Raw genomic sequence first — 22,942 nt, forward strand, 5'->3', positions numbered from 1 at the left:
TGCCAAACTCTGTTGCAGTGTTCTCGCCGCGCTGCTTGTATCCTTGCGTCGGGCGAGGAAACGCCTGCAGTCGATGCCACAGAGCAGCCACTGCCACAACTGGAACCCGGACTTTCCATCAGGTACTGAAGTGAAGCGTGATATCCACCTCGTAATGCTTTTGCTGTTGATTGTCGGCAGTTCCCTGGCCTCATTGACTCTCTGGAAGGTCGTCGCCTCGCGTGATCGCGTGCTGGAGGAGGCGGATATTCATGGGTTGAACCTCACTCAAGCGCTCGCGACTTACTCCGAAGGCATCGTCAGGCAAAGCTCGCTGCTGTTGCTCGGTCTTGTCGAGCGCCTCGAAACCGAGGGCAGCGAGCCTGCGCAGATCCAGCGCCTGACCGCGCTGGTCGACCGTCAGGAACCCCTGATGCCGCAGTTGAGCGGGGTCACCATCTACGATAAGCACGGCCATTGGCTGATGTCCTCCAACCGGCCGATCCCGGTCGGGGCCAACAGCAGTGACCGTGCCTATTTCATTCATCATCGTGACGATCCCTCACGGGATCCCTTCATCGGCCCGCCGATCCGCAGCCGGTCAAACCAGGAATGGGTGATGACCGTCAGTCGGCGGTTCAATGATGCACACGGAGAATTCGCCGGGGTGGTGGCGGTGACGCTGGGGGTGGAAAACTTCCTGCGGCTGTTCGGCAAGATCGACATCGGTCAGGAGGGCGCCATTGGCTTGTCCTATACCGACGGTACGCTGCTGGTGCGCTATCCCTTCCGCGAGCAGGACATGGGCCGCAATTTTTCCCAGTCGCCAATCTATAAAAAGTTTCTCGTCGACAAATCGGTCGGCACCACTTCGTACACCTCCAGCCTGGACGGTGTGGAACGGCTCTACGCGTTCCGCAAGAGCGACACACTGCCACTGATCACCACGGTGGCGCTGGGCAAGCGCGAAGTTTTGGCGGCGTGGCGGCTCGAGGCAATGTTGTCGATCGGGGTGGTGACCAGCCTGCTTGGGCTAACCGGCATCATCGGCTGGTTATTGATCCGTGACATTCGCCGGCGGATTCAGGTGGAAGGGGAGTTGCGGGTCACCCAGCAGCAGTTGCTCTGCTCCAATCAGCAACTGGAGTTGTTGGCGATGAAGGATTCGCTGACCGGCCTGGCGAATCGCCGTTGCTTCGACGAAACCCTCGCCATCGAGGCACGGCGGGCGCAGCGCGAAGGCACCACACTGGCCTTGCTGATGATCGATCTCGATTATTTCAAGCTGTACAACGATTCCCTTGGGCACGTTGCCGGCGATGCCTGTCTGCAATCGGTCGGTCGGGTGCTGGAGGCGTGCGTGCGACGTCCATCGGATCTGGTCGCGCGTTATGGGGGCGAAGAAATAGCCGTCATCTTGCCCAACACTGACGCCGAAGGCGCCGGTGCCGTCGCGCAACTGATCCTGACGCGCCTGGAGCAATTGAACATTCCCCATGGCGCCAGCCCTTTTGGGCGTGTCAGTGTAAGTGTCGGCATTGCTTCGGCCGTGGGCGCTGAGCAAGAGCCTTATCAGCGGTTGATCAAGGCGGCGGACCGGGCGTTGTACAGCGCCAAATCGGCCGGGCGGAACCGGTTTGCCATTGACTGAGAGGTGCGGCGAACTAATGCAATGCGCCAGGGTCAGCGCTTGAGAGTGGTTTCCCTTTAGGCTGGTCCATCGAGATTGCGCGCTTGAACACTCACCACACAGATCGTCGCAACGAATGGTCGCTGGACTGGCTCAACTTCTTTCTCGCCGACGTGCGCGATGGGCTGGGGCCATATCTGGCTATCTATCTGCTGGCTGTTCACAAATGGGAACCGGCCAGCATCGGGTTGGTGATGACCCTGGCCGGGGTCGCTGCGCTGCTTGCGCAGACGCCGGCCGGCGCATTGATTGATCGCACATCGGCAAAACGGTCGGTGGTGGTCGCCGCCGCGTTAATGGTGACTTGCAGCTGTTTGCTGCTGCCGTGGGTGACGTCGTTCGGTGGGGTGGCATTGACGCAAACCGTCAGCGCGATTGCCGGTTCCGTATTTGCGCCGGCCATTGCCGCGATTTCCCTTGGTATCACCGGCCCCAAGGCATTCACCCGGCGTACCGGGCGCAACGAGACTTTCAACCATGCCGGTAACGCTTGCGCCGCGCTGCTGGCTGGTGGTTTTGCTTACGTGTGGGGGCCGATCGTGGTGTTCTACCTGATGGCGATGATGACGCTGGCCAGTGTCGTCACCGCGAGCATGGTCGACGCCAGGGCGATCGATCATGACGTGGCTCGCGGCTTCATACCCGGGCCGGTGGGGGCACATGCACATCCGTCCGGTGTGAGGGTGCTGCTGGCCAATCGGCCGCTGCTGCTTTTCGCGGTTTGCTGTGGCCTGTTTCATCTGGCGAATGCGGCCATGTTGCCGCTGGTCAGCCAGAAGCTGGCCCAGGTCAATTTGCAGATGGCGACACCCTTGACCTCCGCCTGCATCGTTGCGGCGCAATTGGTCATGGTGCCGATGGCTCTGCTGGTTGGCATCAAGGCTGACCGCTGGGGGCGCAAGCCGCTGCTGTTGGCCGGCTTCTTCATTCTACCGTTGCGCGGGGTGTTGTATGTGGTGTCCGACGACCCTTTTTGGCTGGTGGCCGTGCAGTTGCTCGACGGCATCGGTGCCGGTATCTTCGGCGCGCTGTTCCCTGTGGTGGTCAAGGATCTGACCCAGGGCACCGGGCGCTTCAATGTCAGTCTGGGGGCGTTGTCTACCGTGTTTGGTCTTGGCGCGGCACTCAGCCCAGGGCTGGGGGGACTGGTGGTGCAGGCGGCGGGTTACGATGCCGCGTTTCTCACCCTCGCCTCGATTGCCGGGACGGCGTTCATTCTGCTCTGGCTGACGATGCCGGAAACCCGCAACGACTCAGACGCCGCCCGTAACGCGCCGGCCCCCGGCATACCGCCAACGCTCTTCAGTTGAGCAGAATCCGCCCCGTCTTCATTTGAGTAACCCGCATGCCTGTATTTGATCCTTCCTCGCTCATCTGGATCGTGGCCGCCGTCGCCACCTGCGGGGTGATCCTGCGCCCGTGGCGGGTGCCGGAGTATGTCTGGGCCGTCAGCGCTGCCGTGCTGTTGACGGTGTCCGGATTGATTTCGCCGCACACCGCGCTGGGGGCCGTCGCCGAGGGAACGGACGTTTACCTGTTTCTGATCGGCATGATGGTGCTGGCGGAACTGGCGCGCCGGGAAGGGCTGTTCGACTGGCTGGCGATGTACGCGGTGCAGCATGCCAAAGGCTCCGGGCAGCGGATGTTCGATCTGGTGTTTCTGGTCGGTACGCTGGTGACGGTGTTCCTCTCCAACGATGCCACGGCGGTGGTGCTGACGCCGGCGGTGTACGCCGCGTGCAAGGCGGCCCGGGCCGAGCCGCTGCCTTATCTGTTTGTCTGCGCCTTCATCGCCAATGCCGCGAGCTTCGTGCTGCCGATTTCCAACCCGGCCAACCTGGTGGTGTTCGGCAGCCAGATGCCGCCGCTGCTGGACTGGCTGCGCCAATTCACCTTGCCGTCGCTGGCCGCCATCGGCCTGACCTATCTGATGCTGCGTCTGGTCCAGCGCAAACAGATTCGCCAGCCGTTGGCGACCGTCATCGACGTGCGCCCGCTGTCCAGCGCCGCACGCCTGAGTGCGCTGGGTATCGCGTTGACGGGCGCCGTGTTGTTGACGGCTTCAGCGCTGGATTGGCAACTGGGTCTGCCGACGTTCTGCGCCGGTCTCGCCACGGCGGCGCTGATTCATTTGTTTGAACGGCGCAATCCGCTGCCGTTGCTCAAGGGTGTGGCCTGGGGTGTGCTGCCGTTGGTGGCGGGGCTGTTCGTGTTGGTGGAAGCGGTGGCGCAGACCGGTTTGATCGACCGCCTCGCCCATGGACTCGCTGAGCTGGCGCGTCACTCCGAGGTGCAGGCGAGCTGGAGTGCCGGACTGATTTCAGCCCTCGCCGGCAATCTGATGAACAACTTGCCGACCGGCCTGATTGCCGGTTCCATCGGCCACATCGTCGAACTGCCGGCGCCAACCACGGCGGCGTTGCTGATTGGCGTGGATCTGGGGCCGAACCTGTCGATTACCGGTTCGCTGGCGACTCTGCTTTGGCTGGTCGCGATCCGCCGCGAAGGCGAACACGTCGGCGCCCTCGATTTTCTGCGGGTGGGTGTGCTTGTCATGCCGCCCGCATTGATCGGGGCGTTGGCGTTGCTGCATGTCTGAGGCCGATCCGCCCGCGATCAGTGTGAAGACACATAGATCGAGGGCGTGCTCGGCGCAGGCAAGGCATAGGTCGCCTTCATCCACTCGATTTCTGCCTGCGGTGTCCGGCCGAAGAAGCGTTTGAACTCGCGACTGAATTGCGAAGCGCTTTCGTAGCCCACGCTGAAGGCCGCCGCCGACGCGCTCATGGTGTGGCGCAGCATCAGCAGCCGCGCCTGATGCAGGCGCGTCGATTTCAGATATTGCATGGGTGACGAATCCGTCACGCTGCGAAAGTGCAGGTGAAAATTCGGTACGCTCATGCTGGCTTCCTGGGCCAGCTGTTCGACGTCCAGGCGCTGCTGATAGCAGCTGTGGATCTTGCGGATGGCCCGGCTCACCTTGCCGAAATGCCCCTGACGATTGAGCGCGGCGCGCATGGAGCCACCTTGCGCGCCGGTCAGGATGCGGTAGTAGATTTCCCGCATCAGTGAGCGCCCGAGTATCTGCGCCTCGCCGGGAATGCTCATCGCCTCGAGAAAACGCAAGGTCGAGCCACGCAGCGAATCGTCCATCGGCGAGGCGTACATGCCCTTGGGCTGAGCGTCGCTGGGGCCGTGGACTTCATCCACCTGCAACATCAACTCGCTGGCGAGCTGAAAGTCCAGGCGCATGTAGATCGCGAGCATCGGTTCGGCTTCACTGGCGTCGGTTTCCATGGTGAAGGGGATGGGCACGGACACCACCAGGTAGTGCTGGGCGTCATAGACATAGACATCATCGCCCAGGTAACCGCGCTTGCGTCCCTGGCAGAGGATCACGATGCCGGGGTCGTAGAGCACCGGCGTGCGGCTCAGCGGCTGATTCGAGCGCAGGAAACGCACGTCCTCCAGCGCGCTGAGGTTGTAGCCCTCGACCGGCGCAAGGGTGTGCATGAGCTGCACCATGCGCGCGGTGAGCAGATCGGTCTGGTTCATTGATACCCCTGCGGAGGACCGCTCAATGATCGGTGGAACGAGTCAGCGCTTCCCATTGATCGATCTCGTCGGCCGCGTGTTTCAGCTTGTCGCGCACCAGTTGCAGGGCATCGCTACCCAATAGCAGGTGAGCGGGTGGTGTCGGGCTGGCGATGATCTGCAACATCGCTTGCGCAGCCTTCTGTGGATCACCCAGCTGTTTGCCGCTCTTCTCTTCACGCGCCTTGCGGACGGGGTCGAAGCTGGCGTCGTAGTCGGCAATGCTGCGCGCGGTGCGCTGCATCGAACGACCGGCCCAGTCGGTGCGAAACGAGCCCGGCGCCACGGCGGTCACGAAGATATTGAACGGGCGCAGCTCTTTGCTCAGCGTATCGGAGATGCCCTCCAGAGCAAATTTGCTCCCGCAGTAATAGGCGATTCCCGGCATCGTGATCGTGCCGCCCATGGACGTGATGTTGAGGATATGCCCCGCACGACGCTGACGAAACCACGGCAGGAAGGCCTTGATCACCGCCACCGCGCCGAACACATTGACGTCGAACTGGCGGCGCATTTCTTCCAGCGACGACTCTTCGAAGATCCCTTCGTGACCGTAGCCGGCGTTGTTGACCAGCACGTCCACCGGGCCGTGAGTCGCCTGTACCGAGGCGACGACGCTGTCGATCCGGTCAAAATCAGTGACATCCAGAATCACCCCGTAAGCGTTATCCGGGGACAACGCCTGGAAGGCCTGCAAGTCGGCTTCATTGCGCACGGTGCCGATAACGCGGTGGCCCGCCGCCAGGGCTTCCCTGGCCAGCGCGTTACCGAAGCCACTGCTGACGCCGGTGATGAACAGGGTTTTGCTGCTGTGCATGACGAACTCCAACGGGTTGGGTGTGACGCCATGGTAGCGATCGAGAAAACGCGTACCTATGTCGGATTGTCTTTGAACCTTGCCTATTCCTATCAGCGACAAGCCGGTTGGTGAACCCGAGCGGATGACGAGTCTTGCATTCGCGAGGATTAAAGGTGAACTTTTGCCACGGTTCCGGGCATCCAACCTGAAACCCACCCGGACAGCTGACAGCATCAGCCAAGGACAGTCGATGACCTTCTTTATTTTTCTCGTCGCGTGCGGCGCCGCAGCGAGTACCGGCCTGTTTTTCAAACCGGGCGCATGGTACGAGTCCCTGACAAAACCCGGCTTCACGCCACCGAACTGGGCGTTTCCGGTGGCCTGGACGACGATCTACCTGCTGCTCGCCTGGGCCGGCTATCGCTTGACCCTGATACCGGGGAGCGAAACGGTCCTGGCGTTATGGGCCGCACAAATTGCGCTGAATACCCTGTGGACTCCGGTATTTTTCGGCGCACACCGTATCTTCGCCGGCATGCTCATCATCACGCTGCTGTGGCTGGTCGTCGCTGCAATGGTGGTGCTGGCACTGCGGCTGGACGTGATGACCGGTCTGATCCTGTTTCCTTACCTGGTGTGGCTGTGCGTTGCAGCGGCGTTGAATTTCTCCATTCTGCGCGGTAATCGAACATGAATTGCGGATGGGAGAAACCCGCGTCATGGCCGGTCGGCGAGGATGAGTTGGCGCAACTGCGGCGCTTCAACAAAACGCTTTCCCGGTTGCCGCGCTTGCGTATTCGTAATCGACTCGTACCGCGTGTGATCCAGGGATTGCTGAAAATCAGCCAAATCGGCGGTGCGCGCAAAGTGCGTGAGCATGGACTTGAGGCGGAACAAAAGGTAATCGGCGTGGACGGCGCTACGGTGTCCGTTCGGATCATAAGGCCAAAAGGAAGCGCAAAAGGCGTTGTGCTCGATTTTCATGATGGCGGCTGGGTCATCGGGAATGCGCAGATGAATGACCCGCTCAATATCGCCATGGTGAATACGTGCGATGTTGCGGTGGTGTCAGTCGATTACCGGCTTGCGGTATCGACACCGGTTGAAGGGCTGATGCAAGACTGTCTTACGGCTGCGCGCTGGTTATTGGGTGACGAGTCCAACGAATTTGCGGGATTGCCTGTGATCGTCGTCGGTGAGTCGGCGGGTGGGCATCTCGCTGCGGCAACCCTGTTGGCGCTGAAACAATGGCCCGGTTTGCTCAAGCGCGTGAACGGGGTGCTGCTGTATTACGGCGTTTATGATTTGACCGGAACGACGAGCGTCCGCGAAGCAGGGCCTGACACGCTGTTGCTGGACGGTCTCGGCATGGTTGAAGCGTTTCGGATGCTGACACCGGGTTTGAGTGACGAGGAGCGCCGGCAGCCACCGTTGTCACCACTCTATGGTGACTTTACGAACTTTCCGCCAGCGCTGATGTTTGCCGGTGAGCTGGACCCGCTACGAGACGACACGCTCGAACTGGCTGAACGGTGGGGGCGTTCGGCTCAGGTCGAAGCACACCTCTTGCCGGATGCCGCGCATGGGTTGATTCATTTTCCGGTTGCCTTGGCAGATCGCGTCCTTGCTTACAGCCGGGAGTGGATAACGGCCCGGATTCGCTGATTCAATTACCCGCCTCCCGCTCAGCCTCCAGAACCGAAGTCGCGAGTGAGCTGCCTGATCTGGCGAACCACCACAGTGCCACCGCGCCCAGCAGCGTGGTCAGCACGGCGAGGATCAGGATCACTTGTTGCGTGCCCAGCGGCGCGGCGAGCAACGCCACCAACAGGCCGGCCAAAGGTTGCGACAGGTTGTTGAGCAAGGTGATCACGCCCACGGTCTTGCCGAAGTCCCGGGGCGGTATCACCCGTTGGCGGATGCTGCGCATGTAGACGTTGAACATCTTGTCGAAGCCGACGATCAGCAGGAAACCCAGCACATAACCGGCCAGGTTCGGGCTCAGGGCGCTGATGAAGGCGCCAGCGGCGATCATCGAGTAGCCGACGCCACCCAGTATCCGCAGCGGCAGCACCACCCGGGCGAGAAAAAACAGGATCACGATGGTGGTCACCGCACCCGCCGCCTGCAACCCGGCGTAGTCATCTTTGCCGGCGTTGTATTGACCGAGCACCATGGCCGCCGAAGTGGCCAGGGTGACGCCGACGATCAGGTTGACCCCGACGGCCAGGGTGATGATCTTTTTCAGCTCCGCCAGATCGCGGATATGCCCGAAGGCGATGCGCAGGGGCTGCAGCCAGATGTCCTGATGCTGCTCGAACACTTCCAGGGTGATGCGGCTGAAACGTTGCCAGACGCGCATGCTCAGGTCGGCCAGCAGGAACAGCCCGGCGACCCACAGCACCACCCAATGCCAGGCCGAAATCTCCAACAGCAACGCCGCCACCAGCGGCCCGAGGACCAGCCCGGTCTGATCGGCAATCTGTGAATAGGACAGGGTCTTGGTGTAGCTGTAGTGCTGGAAAATGTGCGGCATCAATACTTCGCGGGCCATGATGCCCTGGGTGGTCAGCACCCCGCACAGCGCTGACAGCACCACCAGCCAGGCGATGCCGCCGAAGATCGCGTAAAGCGCCACCGCCAGCACGCAGAGTAGTGCCCGGTAGACCTGACTGATGTGCAGGATCTTGATCGGCGAGAACTTGTCGCACAGCGCCCCGCACACCGGAAACGCAAGAAAGCGCGGCAGCGACTCGACGAAAAACGCCAGCCCGGCCCAGGAGGCGCTGTTGGTGGTCTGGAACACCACCAGTGGCACGATGAACAGCAGAATCTGATCCGCCAGCCGCGATAGAAACAGCGAGATGAAAAAAGCCAGGTAATCCTTACGCATCATGACACTCCTGTGATGGGCGGCGTGGCGGTCTGCCGCGACTTCAATAGGCCGAGCCCGAGCGGTCGTTGAGATTATGGCGCTCGTCGCCGCGCAGGGGCGGGTTGAACACGCTGACCAGGATCAGGTCCTGCTCCTTGCCGCCGCGCAGGTAATGGCGATCGTGCTGGTCGAGGACATACACGTCGCCCGGCCGGATCGGGTAGACATTGCCCTGCATGTCTTCGACTTCGCCTTCCCCGGCGATGCAATAACACGCCTCCAGATGATTGCGATAGTGCAACAGCGATTCGGTGCCGGCACGCACCACGGTATGGCACAGGGTAAAACCCATGGCGTCGCGTTCGGTGAGCAGGCGATGGCTGGTGCCGGCGCCCCATTCGACAAAGTACGGGGTTTTCTCGACGTCGGATTTATTGCGAATGAACATATGAGCCTCTCTGGGAAAGTCGGTGGTGAAAAGGGAGATCAGGTCGGTTCGATGCCGGCATGGGCGGATTGCAGGAGGGTTTCGCCGCAGGCCAGCATCGCGTCGTTCCATGCCACGTCACGGTGCGCGGCCATGGCCTGGAGGTCGCGCCAGTGCCGCTGAAGCGGATTGGCGGCCACCAGTGACGATGCGCCGAGGCGCTCCACCAGGCGCCGTACCACCTGCACGCATTGCTGTGCCAGATAGGCGCGGTCGCGTTTGAGCTGCAACAGTTGCCGGGCGTCCAGGGCGCGGTTCTGCACGCCGGCCTCATGCAGCCGGGAAACCAGCGAGTCATACAGCAACCCGGCGCTGTACAACTGCGCCGCCGAGTGGGCGGCCAGTTCGGCGATCCGTGGATCATGGGGCAGGGCCGAGCCGGCGAGCGCCGCCACATACGTGGCATGGGCGCCTTCGGCGCAACCCAGCAGCGGGCCGATGATCGAAGTGGTGAGGTAGGGCACCAGGGGCACATGGTCGATGTAGTCGCTGGCGGATTCGGGCGTGCGCTGGGCGAATGTTTCGTGCAGGGCAAACACGCGCTCGTGGGGCACCAGCAATTGTTGGGTGAGCACGTCATGGGAACCGGTGGCGGCCATGCCGACGCTGTCCCAACTGTCGAGCTTCTGCAACTCCTGTGTGGCCACCAGCACCAGAAAGCGCGGGGTGTTTTTGGCCTGCGGGTGGTTGGGGCACGGCGCGTTGAGCATCAGCCAGGTGGCGTCCTCGATGCCCGAGCTGAAGCGCCAGCGACCGTTCACCCGTATACCGTCGGCCTCCAGCGACAACTGGCTGTCGCTACCGCTGGAGGCTGAGGCGAACAACTGCCGAGGCCCAGCGGTGTAGAGCTGATCCTGGCAGCTCGGGGGCAGGCGTCGGGCGATGCAGCCGTGGCCGCCCACCAGAGCCAGCATCCAGCCGGTGGAAGCACAGGCTCTGGCGGCGATGCGCGCACTGTCCACCAGGGTTGGCCAATGCCCGCCCTGGGTGGCCGGGGCGCGTGGCGACAGCAAGTTCAGCCAGTCGCCGGCAAACAGTTCGCTGAACGTGCTGGCGCTCAAACGACGGTTTCTTTCCGCCGCTGCTGCTCGTTCACGCCAGGCCGGCAGATGCTGGATCGCGCGGTGGCAGAACGCGGGCAGGGCGGCAGGGTGGAACGCCGGTTCGGTGGAATCAGACATGGCCCGGCTCCTCGACGCGGGGATGGGAAACCGTCAGCCTGCCAATGCGCGCACCTTCGAAACAGAACGCTGGGGGCTGCACCACCGGGCCGAGCAGACCGAGAAAGCGTTCGATCTGTTGCGAATCGTCCGAGGCAACGAACTCGCAGAAGTTGCTGCTGCTCCACAGCAGGTGAACATGTTTGAAGCGCGCCGACAGAGCACTCACCAGCTCTTCCAGGGTGACCTGACCGTTTTGCATCTGTTCAAGCATCTGCTGACGCTTCCAGCGGATTTCTTCCTCGCTGAAATAGCGGGTCTTGAACACCTCGTCCTTGATCTGTTCGCGGCGCTGGTATTCCTGCGGGTCGGGGTGGTTGAGCTTTTCCAGGAAAAACGCCAGTCCGCCGGGCTTGAGAAACTGCCGGATATGGGCGATTTGCCGATCACGTTCGCGGGTGTAGAACTGGAACGCGGCCATTTCATAGATGAAGTCGAAGCCCTGGCTGAAGCTCTGGTATTCGGGAGTCTGCAGCAGGGCCGGACTGACTTTGAAGAACGACTGCGGATAAAACCGCGACAGGGCCGGGTCGGCATGCTGCTCGAAAGGTATCTGGTTGGCCCGGTTGGGCGACGCGGTCAAGCTGCGGATCAGGCCTTGGGAATGACCGGCCAGCGCACGGCCGTTAGCGCCGTCGAAGGCATCCACTTCGAACAGGCTGAAGGTCTGTCCGGCTTCCCGTGGGCTGGCCTGGGCCAAGCGGGTCAGGGCGACACCGACGCGAGACAGCTCTTCGAGGATGTACGGCACACTGGCCAGGAAATGCGAGAACAAGGGTCCCGCGCCGGCGATCAGGCGATCGTGGTAGTCGAGGACGTGCGGGTCGTCGATCTGCGATCTCAAGTGGCTGTGCAATGACTGCAAGGGCACCTGGCTGGCGCCCGTGGCCAGGCTGTGGAAATGCTCGGCCAGTTTGAGCATGGCGCTTTGTTGCAGGTCCCGGTCGAGGCTGGCCTCGTCCATTGGCGGCGGGCAAGTATTCATGAGATAGCTCCTGCTGTCAGATCAGTCCTTTGGCGGTGAACTTGCCCGAGTCGGTTTTCGGCAAGGCCTCGAGAAATACGCAGTGGGCCGGCACCATGTGCCAGTCCAGGCGGGCCTTGCAGTAGTCGAGCAAGGCCTCTTCGCTGGTCTGGCGATGCTCGGTATCGAGCACGATGCAGGCCTTGGGGACGTGGCCGGCCGACTCATCGGGCACCGGCACCACCAGCACCTGCGCGACCGCCGGGTGCGCGGCCAGGCACTGCTCGATTTCCCGGGGGTTGACGTTCCAGATATTGCGCGCGAACACGTCGTCCTTGCGGGCTACGTAGTAGAGGTAGCCCTCGGCGTCACGCTTGAACAGGTCACCGGTGCGGTACAGCCGGGAATGGCCGAATGCGTCGTGGATAAAGGCATTGGCATTGGCCTCGGGCATGTTCCAGTACTTGAGCATCAGGTAGTCGCTGGTCACCAGCAGTTCGCCGACCTGACCCGGTTCGTCGATGGCCCGGCCCTGTTCGTCGATCAAGTACAGACTGACGCCCGGCAGGGGCTTGCCCACCGAGGTCGGACGCTGGTCGATTTCCTCGGGCGGCAGGTAGCTGACGCGCTTGCATTCGGTGAGCCCATAGTTGGAGAAAATCTGCACCTGCGGCAGCGCCTGGCGGATCCGCTGGATATGCCGGGTGTGCAAGGCCTGACCGCTGCTGGATATATAGCGCAGGCCGGGAATCCGTGCCTGCCATTGCGGGCCGGTGTCGGCCAGCAGGAAAAACACCGGGGGGAACACATGCATGGCGGTGACCGCTTCACGCTCGACCACCGCGAGGACATCCTCCGCGCTGCTGGCGGGCCGGCTCTCGATGACGCTGGTGGCGCCAGCGAACAGCGGCATCATCACGTTGTAGACACCATAGTCGGAGGCCAGCGTCGAGTAGCTGAGAATGCGGTCGTCCGGGCGGTTCTGCAGATAGGTGGTGACCCGGCTCGAAGCCGCCAGCATGATCCGGTGATTGACCAACACCCCCTTGGGATTGAAGGTCGAACCCGAGGTATAGAAGATCGATGTCGGGCGCTCGGGATCAGCGTCGAGAGGTGGAATGGCCGGGGCGTGTTGTGCCCGGTGCGCGGCAAGGGCGTCGGCCAGCTGGATAACCCGGGGTGTGGCCGTGGGGACGGGCACGGTGAGCAGGATCAACTCCAGCCCGGCGGCCTCGATCAGCGCTGGCAGGTCATCGGTGCGGTCGGTGATCAACACCCGTGCGCCGGAATGTTTGAGTTGATGAATCAGCTTGGCGCGACTCAGGGTGTGGTGGGTGGCGGCGGTGATTGCTCCGGCTTGCAGCACACCCAGGTAGGCGCCGATCAGTTCGACAGAAATGGGCGCATACAGGCCGACGCGATCGCCTGGCGCGACCCCCAGGGTCGGCAGCAGGGCGGCGAAATCATCCGCGCGTTGCTGCAATTGCTCATACGTGGTCGCGACCCCGTCCAGAACGATGGCCGATTTTGTCGGGTATTTTCTCGCGTTATCGGCGATGACCTGATGGAACAGTTGCATGGCTCAAGATCCTTTCAAGCACAAGTTGGGGAGTTATTGGCGCTTTCTGGCACACACCGAAACATAAGTGCCTTGCCAGGTATAAGGATCAATCGGCAAGTTGTCTGAGTTGCTCAGCGGCCAACTCTGTTTGTCGAAGAATTTATTGAACGAATAAATATCGAAGTCGCCGAGCCAGGCATCGAAGAAACCTTCGCTCTCCTGAATGGATAATCCGGCTTCCTTGTCCCAGATAAAGGGCTCGCCACTTTCCTGGAAATAACGGGTCAGGTCGGAGAGAAGATCGAGAAATATATAACCGCCTGGTTTCACCGCACTGATGATTTTCGGAATGACCTGTAGGAGTTCTTCGCGGGTAAAGAAATGCAGGACTTCGGAACAGACAAGTACGTCATAACTTTCATGGGCGGGGACATAGTTCAGGATGTCGGTCTGCTGAAAGTTCAGCTCACGCAGCCACGGGTTATGCTTGCGGCTCTGAACGGTGCTGTCGACCATGTCGACACCGCTCAGGCTGTAGCCCTTGCGCGCCAGGGCGGTGAGGTTGCGACCATCGCCGCAACCCAACTCCAGAGCCTGGCCCGGACCGTCGGGCAGGCTGTCGAGAAACTGTTTGAATTCACCGCGAAGTTCACCGAACAGTGTGCCGTTGTCGCAGGCGCTGTATTCGCTGTCATACCATTCTTTCAGGACGCAACTGTTCACTACTTTCATAGTTGTTCTCGGACATCGATAGACGTGAGCACACAAGGAATCGCGCAGGGTGAAAGCGTGCGATCAATGAATCAGGTATGGCGTGGAAGATAGGAAAGCCAGATTTTGGGGCAGGAATGGAACGGGCGAGAGCAAGACATAATGAAACTCCATTTCATTGTTGTTCTGACGAGTGTCCATGGTTATCGGAAGTTGTGAATGACTCGATAACGCAGCGGATGTTTTCATCGCGCGGCTTTGCCTGTCAAGGCGAAGTACAAGCGCATATGGGTTATTTTTGTCACGGTGCAGTGACATTTTCCCTGACGGTTATTCATGGGTAAGATCCGGCAAGTGCCGCGTTTCCAGTTTCCAATAACGACAAAAAACAGGAGTCATCGATGCTACCGATCCGTCTCGGTCTGGTGGGTTACGGCAAGATCGCCCAGGATCAGCACGTTCCCGCGATCAACGCCAATCCCGCGTTTCAACTGGTGGCGGTCGCCACCCAAGGCAAGCCCTGCGCCGGCGTGGAGAATTTTCAGTCTTTGAGCGAACTGCTCGAAAACGGCCCGCACGTCGACGCGATTGCGTTTTGCACGCCGCCCCAGGGCCGGTTCGCCCTGGTGCAGCAGGCGTTGGCCGCCGGCAAGCATGTACTGGTGGAAAAGCCGCCGTGCGCCACCCTGGGTGAGGCGATGGCATTGGTCAGTCAGGCCGAGGCGCAAGGCGTCAGCGGCTTGTTTGCCTGGCACTCACGCTACGCGCCGGGTATCGAAGCGGCTCGAGACTGGCTTGCCACTCGCACCTTGCAGAGTGTTCAGATCGACTGGAAAGAGGACGTGCGCAAATGGCACCCCGGTCAGGCATGGATCTGGCAGCCCGGCGGGCTGGGCGTTTTCGATCCGGGCATCAATGCCTTGTCGATCACCACCCATTTGCTGGCGCTGCCGCTGTTCGTTGAGTCCGCCGAATTGCGTGTCCCGAGCAACTGTCAGTCGCCTATCGCCGCGTCCATCAGAATGTCGGACACGCGTCAGCTCGATGTTCGCGCGGAGTTCGATTTCGACCACGGCCATGACGAACTCTGGAGCATCGAGATCCGCTGTGCCGAAGGCCGCCTGCGACTGGACAACGGCGGCGCACTGTTGAGCATCGACGGTGTGCGCCAGGCGGTTGCGGAGGAGGGCGAGTACGCGGCGGTGTATCGGCATTTCCAGCAACTGATCGCCGACAAGGCCAGCGATCTGGATCTGCAACCGTTGCGCCTGGTGGCCGACAGTTTCTTCGTGGGCAGTCGGACGTCGGTCGAACCGTTTTACGATTGAGCGGGATACACAGACGCGGGCGACGAGCATTTCGAATCCGTGGTGTCCTGCCATTGGCAGGGCGGCCACGGTTCCGGCTCGAATATCAGAATGTGTAAGCGATCCCTGCCTGCACGGTTCTCAGCGCCCCAGGGTAGACGTAGGTATTGAAGGCACCCTCGTCGTAGCCCTTGTTGAAGATATTCTTCAAATCCAGATTGAGCCGCACGTTTTCGTTCACTTTATAAAAGCTCAAGAGGTCGACGACGCTGTATTGATCCATGTTGTAGGTCTGCGTAGCCGTCTGGCCGGCGCGGTCATCGACGTATTTGACGCCTACTCCCAGGCCCAGTCCCTTGGCCATGCCGTCCTGGAACTCATAGGTGTTCAGCAGGCTGAAACTGTTACGCGGGATATTGGCCAGACGTGTGCCGGTCGGTAGCGAGTTGTCCTTGGTGACCTCTGCGTCTACATAGGCGTAGCCGCCGATCACCCGCCATTCAGGAGTAAGGTTGCCGGCAACATTGATGTCCAGGCCACGGCTGCGAACCTGTCCGGCGGCGACACTGTAATTCGGGTCAACCGGATCGCGGGTCAGGACGTTTTCCTTGACGATATGGTAGATCGCCGTGTCCAGGCTCAACTGACCATCCAGCGATTCCCATTTGAGGCCCAGTTCATAGGATTTGCCCTTTTCCGGATCGAACCCGGCGCCGTCTCGGCTGGCCCCGGTGTTGGGTTTGAAGGAGCGGGCGGTGTTCGCATAAGCCGAGAGCGTATCGGTGAGGGCGTAGATCAATCCGAAGCGAGGGGTGACTGAGTTGTCCGCCGCTTCCCAGCCTTTTGTGCCCGGCAGGTAGTTATCGTACTGATGCTCGAACCGTTCGAAACGCACCCCGGCCAGTGCAGACAGGCGATCGGTCAGCGCCACCTGATCCTGTACGAATGCTGCCCACGTCTTGAGGTTTTCCTTGTCGTGGGTCGTGGTACGCGTCAACGCCGGCCGGGCCTGGCCCAGTGTCGGATTGAAAATATTGATCGGATAGGCGCCGACACCTGCGGCCGAGCGCCGGATGATGGACTTGTAGTCGTAGTCTTCGTACTCGACGCCGGTGAGCAGGGTATGCGCGAGTCCACCGGTATCGAAATGGCCGGTCAGGTTCAACTGGTAGTCCTTGTCGGTCCATTCCAGCTTGCGGTAATTGAAGTTTCGTCCCAGGGTTTGCCCGTCGGCCTGCAGTCCGTTGGCTTCAACCGCGTTGCCTTTGAGGCTGCCATCCAGTACTTGCATGCCCCCACCCAGTGTCCAGTTGTCGTTGAGCAGGTGCTCGAAACGGATCTGGGCCATGTTGTTGTCGTTGTGCAGCAGATTGTCGCTGCCTTTTTCCCAGATGTTGGTATCACGTGAAGCGCTGCCGGCCTGATTGGGCAGGCGGGTGAGGCCGCGATCCAGAGGGTGATTGTTGCGCATGAAGTCACCTTCGAAAACGATCTTCGTGGTGTCTGAAAGCTGCCAGCTCAAGACCGGTGCCACGTCATAGCGCTCGCTGTCGACATCGTCCCGGAAGCTGTCGCCGCCTTCGCCCAGAATGTTCAAGCGATAAGCGAGTTTGCCGTCCTCATCGAGTGGGCCGGAAGCATCCAGCGTTGCGCGATGCATGCCCTGATCATCGAACTGGCTGCCCAGCGTGACTTTGCGCTCATTCAGCGGTTGCTTGCTGACAACGTTGAAAGTGCCACCGGGATCGCCGCGTCCGTAAAGGGCGGTGGAGGGACCACGCAGCACTTCCAGGCGTTCTACGGTGTTCGCGTCTGGCGCATTCGGATAGCCACGGTTGATGGGGAAACCGTTGCGATAGAACTCGCCGGTGGTAAAGCCTCGCACGGTGAATGTGGTCAGGCCCTGACCGCCGAAGTTGTTCGCCCGGCCAATTCCGCCTGCGTAATCCAGGGCGTCCTGTAAGCGGGTCGAGCCGGTGTCCTCAAGTACATCCTTCGGCACAACGCTCACCGATTGCGGTGTTTCATGCAGGGCGGTGTCGGTACGTGTCGCGCTTTTTGATCGTGACGCCTTGTAACCGATAACTGGGCCGTCTGCGTTTTCGATTTCGCCGGCACTGATGCTCATTGAGGGAAGTTCGATTGAGTCCGGTGACGGGCGGGTAACGGAATCAGCCCAGGCGGATGGCAGAGCGGCATTCAGAACACACAATGAAGCAAGCGTGAGACGCACGATGAAAATCCTATCGAGAAAGCGGGGGGATCGGCATCTTACTGACAATCATTCTCTTTCGCGATAGCAGGTGTACGGTATACCGTATTTATTTGTGGGTTTCCTTGCCGTCAGGCCTTTGCAGGCGCCGGTTCGAGGACCGGAACGTGATTCCCGGTCTTGATGTCGCTCATCGAGACCAGGGTTTTGAAGCGCTTGACGTTGTTGTTCTGGAAAAACAACTCGCGGGTGATCTGCGTGTATTGAGCCATGTTCTGCACGAGCATGATCAACACGAAATCGCATTCCCCCGCCACGTAGTAACACTGCTGAACCTGAGGGCAGGCGAGGAACGTTCGCTTCATCTCATCCAGCAAGTCGAGGCGTTCGGTCTCGACTTCGACTTCGGTAATCACCGTCAGCGTGTAGCCGAGTGCCTCGGCGTTGATGCATGCGACGGTGCCCTGGATGACGCCTTCGGCGGTCATTTTTTTCAGTCGCCGGTTCACCGCCGCCGAGGACAGGTTGACCTTTTCACCAAGGTCGATCTGCGAGGTGCTGGCGTCGCGCTGTACGGCGTCCAGCAGGGCCAGGTCAAAGTGATCGAGGTTCATGTTGCTCATCCGTAATCGTTTGGCGTCAAACGCCGCTTCGGCGCAATAAGAATTCACAAACGGGCCGTAAATCAAGATTTTCCTGCGTTGTGAGCTAATAGAATTTCCCCAGGTTGAATAGAGGGTGGGCGAAACCCTGTTTCGCTTGCCACAGGAGATTCAGATGGACGCGAATGATGCACTGCAGTTGAACGGCCCGCTGCTGCTGGAACAGATTCGGGCGCTCGGGCAGCTTGGGGTGGATGCCGAGCATGGCGGGCGGACGCGAATCGCGCTTTCCGACGCCGAAAAGGCGGGCCGCGATCTGCTCGTCGACTGGATGCACGCGTTGGGCCTGGAGGTACAGGTTGATCGCATCGGCAACATCTTCGGTACGTTGCGTGGGGCGAACCCTTCACGCCCGCTCATGATGGGATCGCACATCGACACCGTCACCAATGCTGGTGCGCTCGATGGCTGCTATGGCGTATTGGCGGGGTTGGCGGTCATTCGTGCATTTCGTGAGGCGGGTGTGGTTCCTCAGCGATCGATCACCGTCGGCGCCTTCACTAATGAAGAGGGCGTGCGCTATCAGCCGGACATGATGGGCTCGTTGGTGTACGCCGGTGGTATGTCGGTGGACGCAGCGCTGGACACCCTTGGCACCGATGGCACCCGCCTGGGGGATGAGTTGGAGCGCATCGGTTACGCCGGCACACTGGAGCCGGGCGCCATCGTGCCCCATGAGTACATCGAACTGCATATCGAGCAGGGGCCGATCCTCGAGGCCGAGAACACCTTGATTGGCGTGGTCGAGAATCTGCAAGGCATTTCCTGGCAGCAAGTCGAAGTCAAAGGCAATGCCAACCACGCCGGTACGACGCCGACTCGTCTGCGCCACGACGCGGGATTCGTGGCCTGCTCGATTGTCGCTGAACTGCGGGCGATTGCCGAGGATGCCGGTTCGACGCTCGCCACCGTGGGCTGCATGAAGTTCGAGCCGGATGTGATCAACGTCATTCCACGCAAGGCAACGTTCACGGTCGACCTGCGTGACCCGGATGAAGGCCGGTTGGTCAACGCTGAACGTCGCTTGAGCCAATACCTGGACGACATCGCGGAGCGCGAAGGGGTGAGCATTACCACCGAGCGCCTGGTGCGCTTTCAGCCGGTGATGTTCGACGCCGGGCTGGCGAATGAAATCGAAGCCTCGGCCAAGCGCCTGGGTTTCTCCAGTCGGCGGATGACCTCCGGGGCCGGCCATGATGCGCAGATGATCGCCCGCATTGCGCCCGCCGCGATGATCTTCGTGCCCAGCCGTGGCGGCATCAGCCACAACCCGCGCGAACACACCGACGACGATCAATTGATTCAGGGCGCTCAGGTATTGCTCGAAGTTGTCAGTCGCCGCCTGAACGCCCGTTGAGTCCGAATTTTCATGCCTGCCCGCTGCCATTCAGCGGCAACGGCGTCCTGATGCCTGTTTGAAAGGAGTTGCCCATGTTGATCGCAAACCCCAAAGCGACCCGCCAGCCGTACCCGGATTCGTTGAAGTCGGTCATGAACATCGAAAAGGCAGGGGAGAGCCGTCAGTGGTTGTCCCGCTGGGCACGTTTGAATGCCGGTGCAACGCCGCTCCATTCGTTGCCCGATCTGGCGCATGAACTCGGCGTTGCGCAGTTTCTGGTCAAAGATGAATCCGTACGTTCCGAACTCGGCAGCTTCAAGGCGTTGGGCGCGCCTGTTGCGCTGGTGCGTTTGATCCTGAGGACGTTCCCTGAACAGTGTTTCGACCCACGCGGGTTGCTGGATGGCAAGTATGCTGCTGCGCTGGCGGACTTCACGGTCATCAGCGCCACTGACGGCAATCACGGCAAAGGGTTGGCGGCGGCCGCGCAGAGTATCGGTTGCCGTTGTGTCATCGTGATTCATGCCCATGTCAGCGTCGAGCGCGAAGAGGCGATTGCCGCCTATGGCGCGCAGATCATCCGGATCGAGGGCAACTACGACGAATCGGTAGCCGAGGCGGCTGCGCTGGCGATGCGCAACGACTGGATTGTTGTCTCGGACACGTCCTATGAGGGCTACGAAGTGATTCCCCGGGATGTCATGCAGGGTTACGGCACCCTGGCGGCGGAAATCATCGAAGCGGCGGCACCGGTTTTCACTCATGTCTTTTTACAGGGCGGGGTCGGTGGTCTGGCGGCGGGCGTTTCCAGTTACTTCTGGGAGCATGACGGCAAGGAGCGCCCTATCTTTGTCATGGTTGAGCCGCAGCAGGCCGATTGCCTGTTCCAGAGCGCCCTGGCCGGCAAGGCGTCGAGCGCGACCGGTTCGGTGGACTCGGTGATGGCCGGGCTGGCCTGTGGCGAGACGTCTGCGCTGGCCTGGCGCTTTCTTGAACCGTGCGTGGACTTCTTCATGACGATCAGCGATGGCGAAGCGGTGGCCGCCATGTGTCGTCTGGCGGCTGGCAGCGAGCGTGATATTCCATTGGTTGCCGGTGAGTCCGGCGTGGCCGGCCTGGCGGGTCTGGTACGTTTGGTCAGGGACGGGCGCGCGGCGGACGTCGGTCTCGACGCGAACTCGCGGGTGCTGATTATCAGCACCGAAGGCGCAACGGCTCCGGGGGTGTATGCCGAGTTGGTGGGGGAGTCCGCTACGGCGGTTCTGGCCCGGCAAGCCGCCTGGGTTTTGAAGCGTTGAGCGAGTGCGCGCCGTCCCTGCCGCCCATTCGCTGAGCCAAGGCTAGCGTCAGGCAGGAATGCGGCTGTCCGGATTCAACCCGGATGGCCGCATCGTTATCCGGGTGCTGTGCCTTGTTGCAGCAGCCACTCCTTGAATGTCTGCGCAGCCTCGGAGAGCGGGCGGCTTGCGTCATGAACGACGAACTCGGCGAACCCGGTGTCCGCCGCAAACCCGGTAACCCGTACCAGTTCACCTTTTCTTACCGCATCCGCGGCCATGAAGTCCCAGGCCAGGCTGATACCGGCCCCCTGGAGCGTCGCCGCGTAAGTCAGCGTAAGCTGGTTGAACGTCGGGGCAGACTTGGGCGATTGGTAGACGTGATCGAAGTGGGCGAACCAATCCTTCCACTCCATGCAATCCCATGCCGATGACAACTGAATGAGCGGCAGGTCCGCCAGTGCTTGCAGCGTTGAGGCATCGGCTCCCGGGGTGCCGGGGCGAGCAACCGGGTAAACCACTTCGGGAATGAACGGGGTTGCGGCAAGGTTCGGCCAGTCACCCTTTCCGTAGAGGATCGCGACGTCGCAGTCCGGCACCATGAACGGCAGGATGTCATTGGTGGCGTTGACGTTGACGGTGATTTCAGGATGGATCGCGCTGAACCCGAGCAGTCGCGGAAACAACCAGAACTGCGACACGGCATGTGTCGCCAGAACGGTGACCGTATTCGCTGCGCGGGTCGTGCGGACCCGTTGTCCCGCCGCATGGATGCGATGCAGGGCCGGCAGCACTTCGTCGTGGTAGAGCCGGCCTGAGGTGGTGAGCTTCACGCCGCGTGCCTGGCGGGTGAACAGTTCAACCTCCAACGTCTGTTCAAGTGTCCGGATCTGCTTGCTGACCGCGCTTTGCGTGACGCAAAGCTCGTCCGCCGCGCGGGTGAAACTCTCCAGACGAGCCACGGACTCGAAGGCGACAAGTGTGTCGAGCGGCGGCATGTGCCGAAAACGTCCAACCATTTCGATACTCGTGAGGTATGCCGTAAGGGAATGGCAGTATGCGCCGTTTTCGTTAGAGTCGTCCGCCTGTTGACACTAGCATTGGGGAATTCTTCAGAGGTGAATCACGATGCGCAGAGCAATAGTCCATGCCGGAATGGCTGGCGCAATATGGGGCGCGGTAATCGTCATTCCGTCGCTGATTCCCGATGTTCATCCGGTGGTCATCAGTTGTGCGCGGTTTTTGTTGTACGGACTGTTCGCTGCTGCTCTTGCGTTGCCACGAGCCAGGCAACTCCTGGCGCGATTGAATCGGCGCGACGTACTGCTTTTGCTTGAGCTGGCGCTGACGGGAAACGTCGTGTACTTCATCCTTCTGAGCGCGGCGGTCCAGTTTGCGGGAGTCGCCATCGCATCATTGATCAATGGCTTGATCCCTGTGGCAATCATGCTCATGGGGCGGCGATCAAGCGATGGTCAATCCGGCTCGATGCTCATTTCCATGGCTTTTATCTGTGCCGGGATCGCATGGATCAACCTTCCCGCGATCATGCAAATCGTCAACGGTCAGGGCAATGGTGATAAAGCGTTCGGCGCATTACTGGCGCTGCTGGGCGTGCTTTCCTGGTCATGGTTCGCGTTGCGCAATGCCCGGCAAATGAAAACGCTGCGCTTCAGTCCGAGTGAGTGGTCGACGTTGCAGGGCATGGTGACGGGGGCGGTTGCGCTTTTCATTACGCTGGCGGTGTGCATTTTCCAGCCGCAACTTTTACCCACCGGTTTAAGTGGTGAACGTCTATCGGTGTTTGCTCTGACGATCCTGTTCCTGGCCATAGGGGGATCGTGGATGGCCAATGGTCTGTGGAACTCCGCGGCGCAGCGCCTCCCGATCGCGATCAGCGGGCAGATGATCGTCTTCGAAACGCTATGCGCGTTGCTTTATAGCTACATCATCGCGAGGGCTTTACCCAGCGCCAATGAGGCGGTCGGTATTTTGCTGGTGTTGGGAGGTGTCGCCTGGACATTGGACGCGCAGGCAAGGCGTGCTGCACAGGTGCGGCGGCAATTGGCAGGATGAAGTGGTTAGCGGGTATAGGGCGTGTCGTTAGAGTCTCGTTGGCGTTGGGCGGGGCGCGCACATGCTTCTATATATAGAAGCGCCAGGGTTCAGCCTTTCTGCAACCTGTTGAAATAAAAGTGAAATTAACGGTTGACGGCAGATTCAGGAGGTCTATAATTCGCCCCACTTCCGGCGCAGTCGAAACGG

Annotated in this window: 20 protein-coding genes; 9 read left to right on the forward strand and 11 right to left on the reverse strand. The window is 60.8% G+C overall.

Annotated features, from left to right (window positions below):
* Nucleotides 1-130 precede the first annotated feature (130 nt).
* The 3 genes from N8H74_RS17675 (at nt 131) to N8H74_RS17685 (ending at nt 4,268) form a co-directional block, all read left to right on the forward strand.
* Nucleotides 131-1,630, forward strand: a complete 1,500-nt coding sequence (locus tag N8H74_RS17675) for a diguanylate cyclase (RefSeq protein ID WP_262149140.1) — start codon at nt 131-133, stop codon at nt 1,628-1,630.
* An 83-nt stretch (nt 1,631-1,713) separates the two neighbouring features.
* Nucleotides 1,714-2,979, forward strand: a complete 1,266-nt coding sequence (locus N8H74_RS17680) for an MFS transporter (RefSeq protein WP_262149142.1) — start codon at nt 1,714-1,716, stop codon at nt 2,977-2,979.
* Between the two features lie 35 nt (nt 2,980-3,014).
* Complete coding sequence (locus N8H74_RS17685) at nt 3,015-4,268, forward strand: arsenic transporter (protein ID WP_217834291.1); 1,254 nt, start codon at nt 3,015-3,017, stop codon at nt 4,266-4,268.
* A 17-nt stretch (nt 4,269-4,285) separates the two neighbouring features.
* Here the strand turns inward: N8H74_RS17685 and N8H74_RS17690 are convergent, their stop codons facing one another.
* Both N8H74_RS17690 and N8H74_RS17695 read right to left on the reverse strand, forming a co-directional pair.
* Nucleotides 4,286-5,224, reverse strand: coding sequence for an AraC family transcriptional regulator (locus N8H74_RS17690; protein WP_262149145.1), 939 nt, complete (start codon nt 5,222-5,224; stop codon nt 4,286-4,288).
* A gap of 22 nt (nt 5,225-5,246) precedes the next feature.
* A complete protein-coding gene (locus N8H74_RS17695) occupies nt 5,247-6,080 on the reverse strand; it encodes an oxidoreductase (RefSeq protein ID WP_262149147.1) in 834 nt (277 codons plus the stop codon).
* Between the two features lie 232 nt (nt 6,081-6,312).
* On the opposite strand from N8H74_RS17695, the gene N8H74_RS17700 reads away from it, so the two are divergent.
* Together N8H74_RS17700 and N8H74_RS17705 are read left to right on the forward strand one after the other, a co-directional pair.
* Nucleotides 6,313-6,756 (forward strand): TspO/MBR family protein, encoded by a 444-nt coding sequence (locus N8H74_RS17700; protein WP_217834309.1) that lies wholly within the window; start codon nt 6,313-6,315, stop codon nt 6,754-6,756.
* Complete coding sequence (locus N8H74_RS17705) at nt 6,753-7,727, forward strand: alpha/beta hydrolase (protein WP_262149149.1); 975 nt, start codon at nt 6,753-6,755, stop codon at nt 7,725-7,727. Before N8H74_RS17700 ends, N8H74_RS17705 begins: the two co-directional genes overlap by 4 nt.
* A 1-nt stretch (nt 7,728) precedes the next feature.
* Here the strand turns inward: N8H74_RS17705 and N8H74_RS17710 are convergent, their stop codons facing one another.
* Genes N8H74_RS17710 through N8H74_RS17735 form a run of 6 tightly spaced genes read right to left on the reverse strand, consistent with a single transcriptional unit; the run spans nt 7,729 to nt 13,901 of the window.
* The gene (locus N8H74_RS17710; RefSeq protein ID WP_217834295.1) at nt 7,729-8,955 is read right to left on the reverse strand and encodes an MFS transporter; all 1,227 of its coding nucleotides are present in this window, start codon (nt 8,953-8,955) and stop codon (nt 7,729-7,731) included.
* A 43-nt stretch (nt 8,956-8,998) separates the two neighbouring features.
* On the reverse strand, nt 8,999-9,385 hold the full coding sequence (locus N8H74_RS17715) for an ectoine synthase (protein ID WP_217834296.1): 387 nt from the start codon (nt 9,383-9,385) through the stop codon (nt 8,999-9,001).
* A gap of 38 nt (nt 9,386-9,423) precedes the next feature.
* Complete coding sequence (locus N8H74_RS17720) at nt 9,424-10,605, reverse strand: hypothetical protein (RefSeq protein WP_262149152.1); 1,182 nt, start codon at nt 10,603-10,605, stop codon at nt 9,424-9,426.
* Nucleotides 10,598-11,629 carry a class I SAM-dependent methyltransferase gene (locus N8H74_RS17725; RefSeq protein WP_262149154.1) on the reverse strand — a complete coding sequence of 344 codons (1,032 nt, stop codon included), beginning with the start codon at nt 11,627-11,629 and terminating at the stop codon, nt 10,598-10,600. Before N8H74_RS17725 ends, N8H74_RS17720 begins: the two co-directional genes overlap by 8 nt.
* Nucleotides 11,630-11,645: 16 nt before the next feature.
* Nucleotides 11,646-13,187 (reverse strand): class I adenylate-forming enzyme family protein, encoded by a 1,542-nt coding sequence (locus tag N8H74_RS17730; RefSeq protein ID WP_262149156.1) that lies wholly within the window; start codon nt 13,185-13,187, stop codon nt 11,646-11,648.
* Nucleotides 13,188-13,220: 33 nt separating this feature from the next.
* On the reverse strand, nt 13,221-13,901 hold the full coding sequence (locus N8H74_RS17735) for a class I SAM-dependent methyltransferase (protein ID WP_217834300.1): 681 nt from the start codon (nt 13,899-13,901) through the stop codon (nt 13,221-13,223).
* A gap of 380 nt (nt 13,902-14,281) precedes the next feature.
* On the opposite strand from N8H74_RS17735, the gene N8H74_RS17740 reads away from it, so the two are divergent.
* Nucleotides 14,282-15,208: a Gfo/Idh/MocA family oxidoreductase gene (locus N8H74_RS17740; protein ID WP_262149158.1), complete on the forward strand. Its 927-nt coding sequence runs from the start codon at nt 14,282-14,284 to the stop codon at nt 15,206-15,208.
* A gap of 85 nt (nt 15,209-15,293) precedes the next feature.
* Here N8H74_RS17740 and N8H74_RS17745 read toward each other — a convergent pair whose 3' ends face one another.
* Nucleotides 15,294-17,420: a TonB-dependent siderophore receptor gene (locus tag N8H74_RS17745; protein ID WP_262149160.1), complete on the reverse strand. Its 2,127-nt coding sequence runs from the start codon at nt 17,418-17,420 to the stop codon at nt 15,294-15,296.
* A 110-nt stretch (nt 17,421-17,530) separates the two neighbouring features.
* Complete coding sequence (locus N8H74_RS17750; RefSeq protein WP_262149175.1) at nt 17,531-18,013, reverse strand: Lrp/AsnC family transcriptional regulator; 483 nt, start codon at nt 18,011-18,013, stop codon at nt 17,531-17,533.
* Between the two features lie 163 nt (nt 18,014-18,176).
* On the opposite strand from N8H74_RS17750, the gene N8H74_RS17755 reads away from it, so the two are divergent.
* Both N8H74_RS17755 and N8H74_RS17760 read left to right on the forward strand, forming a co-directional pair.
* Nucleotides 18,177-19,418, forward strand: coding sequence for a Zn-dependent hydrolase (locus N8H74_RS17755; protein WP_262149162.1), 1,242 nt, complete (start codon nt 18,177-18,179; stop codon nt 19,416-19,418).
* Between the two features lie 74 nt (nt 19,419-19,492).
* Entirely contained in the window at nt 19,493-20,698 is a 1,206-nt protein-coding gene (locus tag N8H74_RS17760; protein ID WP_262149164.1) for a diaminopropionate ammonia-lyase, read from the forward strand.
* A 95-nt stretch (nt 20,699-20,793) separates the two neighbouring features.
* On the opposite strand, the gene N8H74_RS17765 is transcribed toward N8H74_RS17760, so the two are convergent.
* Nucleotides 20,794-21,696 (reverse strand): LysR substrate-binding domain-containing protein, encoded by a 903-nt coding sequence (locus N8H74_RS17765; RefSeq protein WP_217834305.1) that lies wholly within the window; start codon nt 21,694-21,696, stop codon nt 20,794-20,796.
* A gap of 109 nt (nt 21,697-21,805) precedes the next feature.
* Between N8H74_RS17765 and N8H74_RS17770 the strand changes: the two genes are divergently transcribed.
* Complete coding sequence (locus N8H74_RS17770) at nt 21,806-22,753, forward strand: DMT family transporter (RefSeq protein WP_262149166.1); 948 nt, start codon at nt 21,806-21,808, stop codon at nt 22,751-22,753.
* Nucleotides 22,754-22,942: the final 189 nt, after the last annotated feature.

The organism is Pseudomonas sp. B2M1-30 (assembly GCF_025447575.1).
Taxonomy (GTDB): domain Bacteria; phylum Pseudomonadota; class Gammaproteobacteria; order Pseudomonadales; family Pseudomonadaceae; genus Aquipseudomonas; species Aquipseudomonas botevensis.

Excerpts from the sequence above, each read along its gene's own strand:
- N8H74_RS17740 (WP_262149158.1), top strand. The coding sequence starts at position 14,282 with ATGCTACCGATCCGTCTCGGTCTGGTGGGTTACGGCAAGATCGCCCAG.
- N8H74_RS17695 (WP_262149147.1), bottom strand. The coding sequence starts at position 6,080 with ATGCACAGCAGCAAAACCCTGTTCATCACCGGCGTCAGCAGTGGCTTC.
- N8H74_RS17730 (WP_262149156.1), bottom strand. The coding sequence starts at position 13,187 with ATGCAACTGTTCCATCAGGTCATCGCCGATAACGCGAGAAAATACCCG.
- N8H74_RS17700 (WP_217834309.1), top strand. The coding sequence starts at position 6,313 with ATGACCTTCTTTATTTTTCTCGTCGCGTGCGGCGCCGCAGCGAGTACC.
- N8H74_RS17750 (WP_262149175.1), bottom strand. The coding sequence starts at position 18,013 with ATGAACCTCGATCACTTTGACCTGGCCCTGCTGGACGCCGTACAGCGC.
- N8H74_RS17770 (WP_262149166.1), top strand. The coding sequence starts at position 21,806 with ATGCGCAGAGCAATAGTCCATGCCGGAATGGCTGGCGCAATATGGGGC.
- N8H74_RS17685 (WP_217834291.1), top strand. The coding sequence starts at position 3,015 with ATGCCTGTATTTGATCCTTCCTCGCTCATCTGGATCGTGGCCGCCGTC.
- N8H74_RS17690 (WP_262149145.1), bottom strand. The coding sequence starts at position 5,224 with ATGAACCAGACCGATCTGCTCACCGCGCGCATGGTGCAGCTCATGCAC.
- N8H74_RS17710 (WP_217834295.1), bottom strand. The coding sequence starts at position 8,955 with ATGCGTAAGGATTACCTGGCTTTTTTCATCTCGCTGTTTCTATCGCGG.
- N8H74_RS17720 (WP_262149152.1), bottom strand. The coding sequence starts at position 10,605 with ATGTCTGATTCCACCGAACCGGCGTTCCACCCTGCCGCCCTGCCCGCG.
- N8H74_RS17715 (WP_217834296.1), bottom strand. The coding sequence starts at position 9,385 with ATGTTCATTCGCAATAAATCCGACGTCGAGAAAACCCCGTACTTTGTC.
- N8H74_RS17705 (WP_262149149.1), top strand. The coding sequence starts at position 6,753 with ATGAATTGCGGATGGGAGAAACCCGCGTCATGGCCGGTCGGCGAGGAT.
- N8H74_RS17760 (WP_262149164.1), top strand. The coding sequence starts at position 19,493 with ATGTTGATCGCAAACCCCAAAGCGACCCGCCAGCCGTACCCGGATTCG.
- N8H74_RS17735 (WP_217834300.1), bottom strand. The coding sequence starts at position 13,901 with ATGAAAGTAGTGAACAGTTGCGTCCTGAAAGAATGGTATGACAGCGAA.
- N8H74_RS17765 (WP_217834305.1), bottom strand. The coding sequence starts at position 21,696 with ATGGTTGGACGTTTTCGGCACATGCCGCCGCTCGACACACTTGTCGCC.
- N8H74_RS17725 (WP_262149154.1), bottom strand. The coding sequence starts at position 11,629 with ATGAATACTTGCCCGCCGCCAATGGACGAGGCCAGCCTCGACCGGGAC.
- N8H74_RS17755 (WP_262149162.1), top strand. The coding sequence starts at position 18,177 with ATGGACGCGAATGATGCACTGCAGTTGAACGGCCCGCTGCTGCTGGAA.